Raw genomic sequence first — 12,207 nt, 5'->3', positions numbered from 1 at the left:
CCCGGCGGCTCTTTCCACGATCCGAGAGACCGCGTTGATCGCGCCGCGCGGCCTTCCGGGTCCGCGCCGGTCGGCGGAACGTGCTGCGTGACGCGGGCAGTTGCCGCCCGCCGCCTCCGCGATCGTGACGGCCGCGCCGTGGTGATCGGCGGCCTCGTCTCCGCAACCCCGCTCACCCTGGTCGTGCTGCCGACGGTCGATCCCGCCGTTGCCGGCCTGCACCCGCCCATCGACCGGTCCCGGCCGACCTCCGGGATACGGGCCCGAAGCGCGGCGGCGCGCGGCGAGCGATCCGAGAACGCGACAAAGTATCCGCAATCGGTATGTGGATACGCAATTCTGTGCTGATGCCCGGACGATGCGTGGGCGACTATGCTGGACTGCCACGGAGCGGGAGTCCGGCATGTTGGACGGCGACGCCTTTGCCCACGAGATCGCGGCGCTCCTGATCGCCGACATCAAGACCTCCGGCGCGCGCACGCGCGGCGAGATCGAGGAGGCCTGCCGGATCTCCCTCGAGAGCCTGCTCGGCGGCACCGCGGTGCCGCCGCAGATCGCCGTGCTGATGCCGATCGGCCTAGAGCGGTGGCCGCGGGTGGTCGTGAAGGGGCGGCCCCTGCCGGACGTGTAGGCCGGCGCCGCCCGCCTTCATCAGCGGCCGATGACGCCGGTGCCCCCGGTCGGGCCGATGGCGTTCGGCCCGGTATTCGGAGCGGGCGTCGCGGCCTGGTTCCGCTGCATGTCCATTCGCAGCGTATTGCTCTGGGTCGTCTGCTCCTGTCGCAGAGCGCGCATCTGGCCGCTGGTCTCCATGGATTGATTGGCGGCGTTCGGATTGTTCTGCTGCACCTGGGCCAGGGCGGGTGTCGCGGCGGCCGCGGCCAGACCGAGGCTCGCGGCGGTGAGCGTGGCGATGAGAAGGCGCATGGAAAGACTCTCGCGCTGAGGGATCCTACGGCATTGACCCGCTCAGGGCCCGCCAAGTTCCAGCGTGGCCGCGGCCGAGCGATCGCTCCTCAGGCCCCGCTCAAGGGTTAGCCGGGCCTTTCGGGCCGCCTGCGGCCTTCACCTTCCGTTAACGCGTCGCGGCAAGTCTGGCGGCGGCGTCGGAGGTGGGACATTGAGAGGGGCGTGATGCGGGCCTTGTCGGCGGAGGATGAGCAGGCAGTCGAGCGGCTGACGCTCCAGCTGCTCCACGACGCCTATTGCGACCTCGCGGCGGTCCTGCGCGGCGCCCAGCCCCAGGCGGCCGCGGCGATCCTCGGCGTCATGGAGCAGCGCGTGACCGACGTCCTCACCCGGATCTGCCGGCAGGGTTCGGAAGGGGCGGCCTCGGTGGAGATCGCCGTCGCCGTCGGCGAGCGGATCGGCGAGATCATGGATCAGGCGTACGGACGGGGCGTCGCCGGGACGCGAGCCGCCTGACGCTGCGCGGCCGCAGGGGCCGGCACACGATGGCGTGCAGAGCGCGGGCACGGCGCGCAGGGCGGTGGCCGCGACCTCCGTCGGCGCCGGTGGTCCCGGCGTCGCGCCGCAGCGTCACGGATGTTGAGCCATGTCGGCGGCCGCCGCCGCGAGGCCCCAGCGCACCAAGTCCTGCGCCTCATGCCCGGATGGCGCTTCCGCGTAGCATCGCAGTTCCGGCGCATTGCCCGAGGCCCGGAAGTGGATCGACCGCCCGCCGTCCAGACCGATCCGGACACCGTCTTGCTGGTCCACGGCCTGCGGCGAACCGACCGGCTGAAGGAAGGCGCTCCGGAATGCGGTGTCGCAGAGCCGGGCGAGAAAGGCGTCGCTGCGCTCCGACGGTGTCTCGGGCAGCCGGTCGCTCGCCATCTCCCCGGCCTTGAGCGCGGTCACGAGTTCCGCGAGGGACGTGTCGCCGCTTCGCAGAGCGGCCAGCGTGGCCAGAATCGGCAATACGGCATCGCGCGTCGGCAGCGCGGCCAGGACGCCGCCGGCGAGCGTGACATCGGACCCGAGCAGGAAACCGCCATTCGCCTCGAACCCGACGATGGCGCCCGCCCCGGCGCGCGGCGCCTGCTCCATCCCGGCGATGACGAAGGGCGAGCCCACCTTGGTGCGCACAACCGCGCGGAAGCCCCCCGACTTCTCCAGCGCCGAGCCGGCCGTGACCGGCACCACGACCGTGTCCGCGCCGAGAAAGCGGGCGGTGATCAACCCGAGCACATCGCCCCGGACGATGCCGCCGGCGCCGTCCGCGACCAGGGGACGGTCGGCATCGCCGTCGGTGGTCACGAGCGCGTCGAAGTCACCGGAGGCCATTACGTCGCGGATGAAGGCGACGTCCTCTGGACGATGCGCCTCGGTGTCGATGGGCACGAAGGTCGCCGAACGCCCGATCGGCGTGACCTGTGCACCTAGGTCCGCGAGCAGGTCGGTCAGGAGATCGCGGGCGACGGAACTCTGCTGGTAGACGGCGACGCGCAGGCCCGACAGCGACCCAGACGGGAAGGCGTCGCCGTAGCGCTTGCGATAGCGCGCGATGGCATCGGGCTCGGGCTCGGGCTCGGCGGTCGGCAGCGCGGCGCTCGCGCAGTTGTCCAGAGCGGCGAGGATGGCCGCCTCGTCGGCCTTGGTGATCTCGCCCTCCGGCCGGTAGAACTTCAGCCCGTTGCGATCCTCGGGGATGTGGCTACCCGTGACCATGACGGCGAAGGCGCCCCGTCGCATCGCCTCGAGGGCGAGAGCCGGGGTCGGCAGGGCGCCACACTCGATGGCCGCGAAACCGTTCGCCGCCGCGGCCTGCGCCACTGTCGCGGCGAGACCGGGGCTGCTGTCGCGCAGGTCCCGCCCGATCACGACCACCCGGGGGCCGTCCCCCGAGACGGCGCGGAAGAAGGCGCTGGCGTAGGCGTAGCACGGGCCGCCGACGAGGTCTGTCACGAGGCCCCGCAGGCCGCTCGTCCCGAATTTCAGACTGCTCACGGCGCTTCCGTAGGCCCCGAATGTGATCCCTTCGGGAACTGATGCCGCGAATCGCGGGGCTTCACAACGCTTGATCTCAGCCTGACCCCGGCCTTGTTCCGGGCTGATCCCGGCCACGTCCGGACGGACGCGCGGGCCGGCACGCGGCCGCCGAGCGCCGTTTCCCTGGCGATTGCCCGGCCCTTATGAGACAGTTCGACGGGGCGGCCTCGTGCGGTCTCCCACACCGAATCCTATGTCTGGCAGACGACGTTTACACTCCCTTAACCATAATCTAACCAACTGGTAGCAGTCGCGATTCTCGTTTCGCAGTCGCAACCGTAGTCAGCATGTACGGACACAGCGTCAATTTCTCGGATGTGGTGAGTCTGACGATCGCTCTGTCGGAGCGCGTCGCCGATACGTGGCGGCAGGGACGACCTGTGCCGGGCGAGGAGGTGGAGACCATCGGGAACGTCGCCGCGTTCCTCCGCGAGCACCTGTCCGAGTGGCCGCCGCAGCTGAGTCGGGCGATCGGCGACGTCATCACGAGTTCGCCGAAGGGTCGGGAGCGCTCGCTGCTGCTGATCGAGTACATCCAGTCCGGCGCCTTCGATCAGCAGCAATCCGGCAAGCTCACGATGCCGTTCGTGATGGACCTGTACCGCATCGTCCTCGGACGGGACGCGGAGGAGGATGCGGTCCGGCACTGGTCCGCGCAGCTGAACGCCGGGAAGATCACGCGCAAGCAACTGCTCGGCACGGTCATCAGCTCCGACGAGTTCCGCGCCTCTCTGAAGACCGCCGCGTGATCCTGCGCCTGGAAGGCCGATCGGCGGCGCGAACCGGCTCACGCGTGACGGTAGCGTCCGCCCCGCCAAGCCGGCCCGTCGTGGGCGAAGGTGTCCAAATCCCGACACCTTCGCGCGCCAGACTTGCGTCGCGTATGGTGTATCAAACTCGTCGCTGCTAAGCACACCGCGTCGGCGGGGTCGCAGCCTGCAAGCTTGGTCGCAAAGTATCCGCTTCGTGCGAGCGGATAGTTGAGCGCGAGATCTGGAAACTATTGAATGCTGACGGTTACACGGACGCCGCTGCGGGTCAGCCTGTTCGGCGGCGGTACGGATTATCCTGAATATTTCGAGCGCGCGCCCGGTGCCGTGGTCGGGATGGCGATCGATAAGTATATCATCATCGCCGCCCTCGACCTGATCGGCTGCCAAGACTATAATTACAGATTGAGCTACTCGAAACTTGAGCACTGTGACAACATCGCCGAGATCGAGCATCCTGTGGTGCGTGAAGTGCTGAAGCATTTCGAGGTCGACCGCCGGCTGGATATCAGCATCATCTCCGACCTGCCGGCCGCGGGCAGCGGTCTCGGCTCGTCGTCAGCCTTCACGGTCGGGTTCCTGCGCACGGTCTACGCCCTACGCGAGCAGAAGCCCACCAAGATCGAGCTGTCGAAGAAGGCCATCGAGGTCGAGCGCGAGATCCTGCGCGAGAATGTCGGCGTCCAGGACCAGCTCCACGCGGCGTTCGGCGGGATCAACCGCTTCGATTTCAGCGGCTCAGCCATCCGGATCTCGCCGCTGCAGATGAGCTCCGCCGCGATGCAGCAGCTCAACGCGTCGATGGTGCTCGTCCATACCGGCATCGCCCGCCGCGCGACCACGACGGTCGCCGCGCAGATCGCCGTCACGCGGGCCCGGGCGATCGACAAGGAGCTGTCCGAACTCTATCGGCTCGTGGAAGAGTGCGTCTCCCTGCTGGAAGGCGGCACCACCGGCTGGCTCACGCAGCTCGGCGAGATGCTGTCGGCCTCGTGGAAGATCAAGCGGACGCTCTCGCGCGACGTCTCCAACACCGTGCTCGACGACCTGTTCGAGACCATCGTGGCGTCGGGCGCCTACGGGGCGAAGCTCTGCGGCGCGGGCGGCGGCGGCTTCTTCCTCGCGCTGATCGATCCGGAGAAGATCCCGGCCCTGACGGAGCGGGTCGCGCCCCTCTCGGTCGTGCCGATCGGCATCGACGTCGACGGCTCGACGCTCATCTACCGCCAGACCCGCTGAGCGGTAGCTTCACACAGACCGGCGCGGCTGTTACGAGGCCGCCGGCTCACCTGGACGAGATGCAGGCATGCGAATTCTGATCACCGGCGGCGCGGGCTACATCGGGACGATTCTGGTGCCGATGCTGCTGGAGCGCGGGCACCACGTCACGGTGCTCGACACGTTCAAGTCCGGAACGCCGGACCTCTCCTCGGCCTGCCAGTACGACACGTTTGAGCCCATCAAGGGCGACGCGCGCGACACGCGCATCCTGGACGAGCTGATCCCGAAGCACGACGTGCTCATCCCCCTCGCGGCCCTGGTCGGCGCGCCCCTGTGCAAGGAGGACGCGATCGGCGCCACGACGCTGAACCGCGACGCCGTGGTCGCGCTGGCGCAGCGCGCGAGCGGCGAGCAGAGGATCGTCTACCCGACGACCAACTCGGGCTACGGCGTCGGCGAGGCCGGCAAGTTCTGCACCGAGGAATCGCCCCTGCGGCCGATCTCGCTCTACGGCACCACCAAGGTGGAGGCCGAGAAGGCCGTGCTCGACACCGGGCGCGGCGTCAGCCTGCGGCTCGCGACGGTGTTCGGCATGGCGCCGCGCATGCGGCTCGACCTCCTCGTCAACGACTTCACGCACCGGGCCGTGACCGACCGGGCGCTCCTGGTCTTCGAGGGCCACTTCAAGCGCAACTACATCCACATCCGCGACGTCGCCAAAGGGTTCATCCACGCGATGGACAATTTCGACCGGATGCGCGGCGAGGCGTACAATCTCGGCCTGTCGAGCGCCAACCTGTCGAAGCTGGAACTCTGCGAGCGCATCAAGGCGCACGTTCCGAACTTCGTCTACGTCGAGGCCCCGATCGGCGAGGATCCCGACAAGCGCGACTACATCGTGTCCAACGAGAAGCTGGAGGCGACCGGCTGGTTCCCCGATTTCGACCTCGACCGGGGCATCAAGGAGCTGATCAAGGGCTTCCGGATGATCCGCAACTCGCGGTTCGCCAACGTCTGATCCGGACGTCCAGGGCCCAGCAGCGATCGCCCCGCCGGGCGGCCCGACAGGCCGGCCGGCGCGGGAACGGACCGAGGTGATCATGAGCGCGATCGTCGATTTTCTCACGCAGACCCGTGACACCTTCCAGGCCGCTCTCGATGATCGGGGCTTCCACGCGACCCTCGCCGAGATCGCCGATCTCGTGACGGCGTCCCTGCGCGACGGCGGCAAGCTCCTGACGATCGGCAACGGCGGCAGCGCCGGCGACGCGCAGCACATCGCGGGCGAGTTCGTCTCGCGGCTCAACTACGACCGGCCGCCGGCCGCGGCCGTGGCGCTGACCACCGACACCTCGGTGATCACCGCGATCGGCAACGATTACGGCTACGAGCACGTGTTCGAGCGGCAGGTTCTGGCCCTCGGACGGCCGGGCGATGTCCTGCTCGCCCTCTCCACGTCGGGGCGGTCGCCGAGCGTGCTGAAGGCGATGGACGCGGCCCGCGGCCTGGGTCTGCGGGTCGTCGCCTTCACGGGCGCCACGGGCGGGGCGATGCCCGAGCGGGCGGATGTCTGCCTGCACGCGCCGTCGGACGCCACGCCGCTGATCCAGCAGGTCCACATCACCGCCGCGCACATCGTGTGCGGCCTCGTCGAGGAGAACCTGTTCCCGCGCGGGACGGCCTCTTGAGGACCGTCCGGTGAGCGGCGCGGCGGGCGGGGGCACCGTCCGGCAGGCCATGATCCTGTGCGGGGGCTTCGGCACCCGGCTCGGGGCGCTGACGGCGGAAACCCCGAAGCCGCTTCTGGCGGTCGCCGAGGAGCCGTTCCTGGACGTGCTGCTGTTCGAGCTCGGCCGCCACGGCTTCACGGACGTGGTGTTGCTGGCCTCTTTCGTCAGCGAGAAGATCCGCGCCTACGCGACCGACAACCCGGTCGCCCGCCGTTTCGGCATGAAACTGCGGGTCTCGATCGAGCCCGAGCAGGCCGGGACCGGCGGCGCCGTCGTGCACGCCCTCGCGGAGGCGGACGAGACCTTCCTGCTCCTGAACGGCGATTCGTGGTTCGACTTCAACCTGCTGTCACTCGCCGAGATGGCCGCGCGCCATCCGGAGGCCGCGATGGTCCTGTCGCTCCGGCGCGTTCCGGACGCCGCGCGCTACGGCGTCGCGATCCTCGACGGTGCGCGGATCACGGCGTTCCTCGAGCGGCCGCCCGAGCCCGGCCCGGGTCTCGTCAATGCGGGGGTCTATCTGGTCCGCCGCGACGCGTTGGCCGGCCTGCCGGCGACCTGCTCGCTCGAGCGGGACGTCCTGCCCGCCCTCGTCGCCGAGGGGCGCGTGGCGGGCGTGGCGCACGAGGGCTACTTCCTCGATATCGGGGTACCCGAGAGCTATGCCCGGGCCCAGACCGAGATCCCGGCCCAGCGCCGGAGGCCCGCCGCCTTCCTCGATCGCGACGGCGTCCTCAACCACGATCACGGCTATGTCGGGTCCGTCGACCGGTTCGACTGGGTCGACGGTGCGCGCGAGACGGTGCGCGCGCTGAACGAGGCCGGATTTTTCGTGTTCGTCATCACGAATCAGGCCGGCATCGCCCGCGGCTTCTACGCCGAGGCGGACCTCGCGCACCTGACGGCCTGGATGCAGGAGGATCTACGCCGGGTCGGGGCGCATTTCGACGATCTGCGCTACTGTCCCTATCATCCGGACGGGACGGTCGAGGCCTACAGGATGGTCCACGACTGGCGGAAGCCGAAACCCGGCATGATCCTCGACCTCATGGACAAGTGGCCGGTCGACCGGGACCGCAGCTTCCTCGTCGGCGATCAGGAGACCGACATCGCGGCCGGACAGGCGGCCGGCCTGCCGGCCCACCGGTTCTCCGCCGGGAACCTCCTCGACTTCGTCCGCGACGCCGGGCTCCTGACCTGACGCGCTCCTGATACGACGCCGGAACTCGGATCGACGGCGAGCCGCGACGCGCCCGGCCCGGGCACGGTCGTGATCGCTGCAACGGCGTGCGGTGGAGGCTTCGTGACGTCCGGTCGACGCGCTCAGTCGGCGGATTTGACGAGCTGCTCGGCCTGCGCGGCCTCGCGCATCGCGCGGTCCCAGTCGAGCTTGCGCCCACGCGGCGCCGCGTCCTTGCGTCCGGCCGCCTTCTGGTCGCGCGGCTCGACAAGTTTAATGTCGTAGTTCGCCATCTCGAAACCATCTCCCGCTCTGCCGGAGGCAACGCGGGAAAACAGTTTCGGTTCAAGGCCCGCGAAGGGATTTCAGTCGAGTCCGATCAATCGGCGCCCGATAGACCGATCAGGATCATGGCCGCGTGCGCGGCGCCGATCACGGCGCCGGAGCGCGCGAGTCTCAGGGCCTCGGCCCGCGAGACGCGCAGGACCTCGATATCCTCGCCGGGATCCGGGTGCGCCGGTCCGGCGGCGACCGCCCGCCCGCGCACGAGATGCATGCGGTTGGCGTAGCGGGCCGGATCCGCGTTGAGGGTGACGACGAGCTCGGCATCGGCGCAGCGGTAGCCGGTCTCCTCGCGCAACTCGCGGTCCGCGGCCGACAGGATGTCGGCGTCGGTGGCATCGATCACCCCGCCCGGCAGTTCCAGGCTGATGCCGCCGTGGGCGTGCCGGTAGTGCCGCACGAGGATGACGCGATCGTCCGCGTCGATTGCCAGAACGAGGGCGATGTCGGGCGCTTCCAGGACGTAGTAGGGCGCGACCGCGTGGCCGGACGGCGTCACGCAGTCGTCGGCGCGCAGCCCGAGCCACCGGTCCTTCAGGACCTGCCGGGACCCGCAAACCGTCCATTCGCGTGCCGACATGCGCGTCTCCTGAGCCTGGACCTGAGCGCTTCATCCGACGCCGACGCGGCGTCGGCAAGCGCCCGCCGCTGGGACGCGCGCCGCGGACCTTCGGCCTCGAAGCCGACGGGCGCTTTTTCGGCCCGGCCGCGCGGCTCCGATTGCGTCCCCGGACCCCAGCCGGTAAGCGTCGCCCGGTCGGAAGAGCCTCATCGCAGGCCGCCATAGGGGTTACGATGACGGGAACGAAACTCGCCATGGCATGCCGCGTCTGCGACGGACGCGATGTCGAGATGTTCCTCGACCTGACCGATCAGCCGCACTGCAACCGCCTGATCCCGCCGGAGCTCGCCGACCGGCGCGAGCCGCATTTCCCCCTACGCGCCGGCTTCTGCCACGACTGCACGCTCGTCCAGATCGATCACACGATCCCGAAGGAGAGCATGTTCAGCGACTACCCCTACGTCTCGGGCACGACGAAGACGCTGGTGGAGCATTTCCGCCAGACGGCGGCCCGGCTCGTGGAGCGGTACGGCCTCGGGCCTCAGGACCTCGTCGTCGATATCGGCAGCAACGACGGCACGTGGCTGCGGCAGTACGAGCCCTTCGGCCTGCGCCGCTGCGGTGTCGAGCCCGCCTCCAACGTCGTGGAACTCGCCCGCGCCGCGGGCGTGCCGACGCTGAACCGCTTCTTCAACGCGGAGACCGCCGAGATCGTCCGCGCGCAGGACGGGCCGGCGAGCCTGATCACCGCCGCGGGTGTCTTCTTCCACCTGGAGGAACTGCACAGCGTCGTGAAAGGCATCGTCACGCTGCTCAAGCCGGACGGCGTCTTCGTCGTGCAGGCGATCTACCTGGGCGGCATGATCGAGAACACCGCCTTCGATCAGATCTACCACGAGCACCTGTGCTACTACACGCTCCGTTCCCTGGAGCAGCTGTTCGCGCGCCACGGCCTGGAGGTCTTCGACGTCAGCGTGGTGCCGGTCCACGGCGGCTCCCTCGAGGCGCATGTCGGCTTCCCCGGCGCCCACCCGGTCAGCGACGCGGTCAAGCGCATGCGCGCCGACGAGGAGGCCCGCGGCTACGGCAAGTTCGAGACCTATGTCGGCTTCGCCGAGAACGTCCGGCGCCTGCAGGCGGCGCTGCTCGATCTTCTGGAGCGCATGCACGCCGAGGGGAAGACGGTCCACGCCTACGGTGCCCCGGCCAAGGGCGCGACGCTGCTCAACGCCTTCGGCATCGGCCCGCGTCTGGTCCAATACGCGGCCGAGAAGAATCCGCTGAAGTTCGGCCGGCTGATCCCCGGCGCCCGCATCCCGATCGTCGAGGAGGGCAGCGTGCCCGCGCCCGACGCCTACCTGGTGCTCGCCTGGAACTTCATCGACGAGTTCCTGGCGCGCGAGCGCCGCTACCTCGAGAACGGCGGCGCCTTCATCGTTCCGGTGCCGGAACTCAAGGTGATCACCGCCGCCGACCTGCCGAAGGCGGTCTGAGCGTGGCTGCCGTCTCCCGATCCTCCTTGCCCGAGACCGTCGTCGTCGTCGGTGCGACCGGGTTCGTCGGCCGCAACCTCGTCGCGCATCTCGCCGACCGCGTGCCGCGGCTGATCGCGGTCAGCCCCTCCGGCCGCGCGGTGCCGGGGGCGCATGAGGCCGCGCGCTTCGATGCCCTGGAGGCGCTGTCGGTTCCCGCCGACGCCATCGTCGTCAACGTCGCCGCGCAGCGCTACGACGCCGACAAGTTCGAGACGGCGCAGAGCGACCTGCTGACCGGCAATGCCGAGATCGCCAACCGCCTCTACCGGTTCTGCCTGACGAAGGGCATCCGCGAGGTGCGCGCGGCCTCGAGCGTCGCGGTCTACCCGGCGGCCCTCGATCCCCTCGACGACGCGCAGGCTGTCGACCTCAACGCACCGCCCAACCGGAACGAGGCCTTCTACGCCTGGTCGAAGCGCTGGGCCGAGGTGGTCGCCGACCTCCACGCCGAGCGCTACGGGATCCACACGATCAGCTTCCGCCTGAGCAACCCCTACGGTCCCCACGACTCGACGGATCCGCGCAAGGCGCACGTCCTGCCGGCCTTCGTGATGCGCGCGCTGGCACCGGGGGAGCGCTTCGAGATCAAGGGCAACCCGCTGGTCGAGCGCGACTTCATCTATGTCGGCGACGTCGTCGACGTGTTCGCCCGCTCCCTGGAGATGCGGGAGACGAGCGACGCGCTCAATCTCTGCCGCGGCGAGACCACGACCCTGCTCGACCTCGCCCGCACCATCCTGGAGGTGGCCGGGGAGGACCGTCCGGTGCACGCCCCCGACACGGCGACCCACGGCGTGCTCGCCCGCCGCTCGACCAACCGGCGGCTGCGCGAGCGCTTCGGGATGTCGAGCTTCACGGGCCTCGCGGACGGGCTGCGGCCGACGATCGCGTGGTATCGCGAGGCCTACCGCGACGGGGCTCACCATGCCGGGGCCTGAGCGCGACATCGTCATCGGGGCGGACGGCTTCCTCGGGCGCAACCTCGTCCCGCGGCTCCGGGCCGAGGGCCGCGAGGTCGTCGAGATCGGTCGCGCGGCGGGCGACCTCTCCGACTGGGCGAATGTGGAGCACGCGCTGCGCGCGGCGCCCCCGGCCGGCCGGATCTTCCACGTCGTGACCCGCCAGCGCACCGGCGCGGTGCAGTACGACATCCAGGGCGAGCTCCTGGCGATCAACGCCCGGGTCCACCTGAACGTCCTCGAGGCGTGGCGCCTGTTCCAGCCGCAGGCCAAGCTCGTCTCCACGGGCTCGTCCTGTACCTATCCGGAATCGGCGGAGCCGCTCCCCGAGGCGCGGTTCGGGCAGGGACCCACGCATCCCTCGGTGATCGGCTACGGGCTCGCCAAGCAGGTCCTGGCGACGGGCTCGGCGGCCTACGCGCACCAGTACGGCCTGAGCTTCCTGCACTGCGTGCTGGCGACCCTGTACGGGCCGCACGACAACAAGGCCTCCGACCGCAGCCACTTCGTCGGCGCCCTGCTCGACCGGGCCGTGCGGGAGAAGGCGGCGGGCGCTGCGCAGTTCGAGGTCTGGGGCAACCCGCAGACCGTCCGCGAGGTGCTGTACGTCGACGACCAGATCGACGCGATCCTGGCGGCGGACCGGGCGTTCGACAACGAGATCCTCAACTGCGCCGCCAACACGCCCGTCACCGTCGAGGCGGTGGCGCGGGCGGCCCTGGCGGCCCTCGACTGGTCCGTCCCCCTGGTCAGCCCGCCCGGCTCGTTCCAGGGCGCGGCCTACAAGATGCTCGACTCGTCGCGGTTCCTCGACCGGACCGGCTGGCGGCCGCGCATCGCTCTCGAGGCGGGCCTGCGCAGGCTCGTCACGGCGGAGTACGCCGACCGTTGAGACCACCCCCCGCGCTCGCCGTGCC

The 12,207-nt window shown here is 69.9% G+C and carries 15 protein-coding genes; 11 read left to right on the top strand and 4 right to left on the bottom strand.

Annotated elements, in window-relative coordinates; genetic code table 11:
- Positions 1–87 precede the first annotated feature (87 nt).
- Together ACQKQD_RS10710 and ACQKQD_RS10705 are read left to right on the top strand one after the other, a co-directional pair.
- The gene (locus ACQKQD_RS10710) at positions 88–348 is read left to right on the top strand and encodes a hypothetical protein (RefSeq protein ID WP_427508323.1); all 261 of its coding nucleotides are present in this window, start codon (positions 88–90) and stop codon (positions 346–348) included.
- Positions 349–403: 55 nt separating this feature from the next.
- Positions 404–631, top strand: coding sequence for a hypothetical protein (locus ACQKQD_RS10705; protein WP_042675635.1), 228 nt, complete (start codon positions 404–406; stop codon positions 629–631).
- Positions 632–651: 20 nt separating this feature from the next.
- On the opposite strand, the gene ACQKQD_RS10700 is transcribed toward ACQKQD_RS10705, so the two are convergent.
- A complete protein-coding gene (locus tag ACQKQD_RS10700; RefSeq protein ID WP_354455014.1) occupies positions 652–927 on the bottom strand; it encodes a hypothetical protein in 276 nt (91 codons plus the stop codon).
- A 207-nt stretch (positions 928–1,134) separates the two neighbouring features.
- Here ACQKQD_RS10700 and ACQKQD_RS10695 point away from each other — a divergent pair, with 207 nt between their 5' ends.
- Positions 1,135–1,425, top strand: a complete 291-nt coding sequence (locus ACQKQD_RS10695; protein ID WP_427508322.1) for a hypothetical protein — start codon at positions 1,135–1,137, stop codon at positions 1,423–1,425.
- A 114-nt stretch (positions 1,426–1,539) separates the two neighbouring features.
- Here ACQKQD_RS10695 and ACQKQD_RS10690 read toward each other — a convergent pair whose 3' ends face one another.
- Complete coding sequence (locus tag ACQKQD_RS10690; RefSeq protein WP_427508321.1) at positions 1,540–2,949, bottom strand: phosphomannomutase; 1,410 nt, start codon at positions 2,947–2,949, stop codon at positions 1,540–1,542.
- 362 nt (positions 2,950–3,311) lie between these two features.
- On the opposite strand from ACQKQD_RS10690, the gene ACQKQD_RS10685 reads away from it, so the two are divergent.
- The 5 genes from ACQKQD_RS10685 (at position 3,312) to ACQKQD_RS10665 (ending at position 7,913) form a co-directional block, all read left to right on the top strand.
- On the top strand, positions 3,312–3,740 hold the full coding sequence (locus ACQKQD_RS10685; RefSeq protein ID WP_427508320.1) for a DUF4214 domain-containing protein: 429 nt from the start codon (positions 3,312–3,314) through the stop codon (positions 3,738–3,740).
- A 258-nt stretch (positions 3,741–3,998) separates the two neighbouring features.
- Positions 3,999–5,000, top strand: coding sequence for a GHMP kinase (locus ACQKQD_RS10680; protein WP_427508319.1), 1,002 nt, complete (start codon positions 3,999–4,001; stop codon positions 4,998–5,000).
- A gap of 67 nt (positions 5,001–5,067) precedes the next feature.
- Positions 5,068–6,000, top strand: coding sequence for an NAD-dependent epimerase/dehydratase family protein (locus ACQKQD_RS10675; RefSeq protein WP_427508318.1), 933 nt, complete (start codon positions 5,068–5,070; stop codon positions 5,998–6,000).
- 82 nt (positions 6,001–6,082) lie between these two features.
- Positions 6,083–6,670 (top strand): D-sedoheptulose 7-phosphate isomerase, encoded by a 588-nt coding sequence (locus ACQKQD_RS10670; RefSeq protein ID WP_427508317.1) that lies wholly within the window; start codon positions 6,083–6,085, stop codon positions 6,668–6,670.
- Positions 6,671–6,680: 10 nt separating this feature from the next.
- Positions 6,681–7,913, top strand: coding sequence for an HAD-IIIA family hydrolase (locus tag ACQKQD_RS10665; protein WP_427508316.1), 1,233 nt, complete (start codon positions 6,681–6,683; stop codon positions 7,911–7,913).
- Between the two features lie 122 nt (positions 7,914–8,035).
- Here the strand turns inward: ACQKQD_RS10665 and ACQKQD_RS10660 are convergent, their stop codons facing one another.
- Positions 8,036–8,185 carry a hypothetical protein gene (locus ACQKQD_RS10660; protein ID WP_331291329.1) on the bottom strand — a complete coding sequence of 50 codons (150 nt, stop codon included), beginning with the start codon at positions 8,183–8,185 and terminating at the stop codon, positions 8,036–8,038.
- 86 nt (positions 8,186–8,271) lie between these two features.
- Positions 8,272–8,814 (bottom strand): NUDIX hydrolase, encoded by a 543-nt coding sequence (locus ACQKQD_RS10655; RefSeq protein WP_427508315.1) that lies wholly within the window; start codon positions 8,812–8,814, stop codon positions 8,272–8,274.
- A gap of 236 nt (positions 8,815–9,050) precedes the next feature.
- Between ACQKQD_RS10655 and ACQKQD_RS10650 the strand changes: the two genes are divergently transcribed.
- The 3 genes from ACQKQD_RS10650 to ACQKQD_RS10640 are packed head-to-tail and all read left to right on the top strand — an operon-like array spanning position 9,051 to position 12,182.
- The gene (locus tag ACQKQD_RS10650) at positions 9,051–10,289 is read left to right on the top strand and encodes a class I SAM-dependent methyltransferase (RefSeq protein WP_427508314.1); all 1,239 of its coding nucleotides are present in this window, start codon (positions 9,051–9,053) and stop codon (positions 10,287–10,289) included.
- A 26-nt stretch (positions 10,290–10,315) separates the two neighbouring features.
- On the top strand, positions 10,316–11,269 hold the full coding sequence (locus tag ACQKQD_RS10645; RefSeq protein ID WP_427508313.1) for an NAD-dependent epimerase/dehydratase family protein: 954 nt from the start codon (positions 10,316–10,318) through the stop codon (positions 11,267–11,269).
- The gene (locus ACQKQD_RS10640; protein ID WP_427508312.1) at positions 11,256–12,182 is read left to right on the top strand and encodes an NAD-dependent epimerase/dehydratase family protein; all 927 of its coding nucleotides are present in this window, start codon (positions 11,256–11,258) and stop codon (positions 12,180–12,182) included. Before ACQKQD_RS10645 ends, ACQKQD_RS10640 begins: the two co-directional genes overlap by 14 nt.
- Positions 12,183–12,207: the final 25 nt, after the last annotated feature.

It is taken from the genome of Methylobacterium sp. NPDC080182, from assembly GCF_050281105.1.
Lineage (GTDB): Bacteria > Pseudomonadota > Alphaproteobacteria > Rhizobiales > Beijerinckiaceae > Methylobacterium.
Note: the sequence above shows the minus strand (reverse complement) of the source record. Positions and strands in the feature narration are given on the sequence as shown.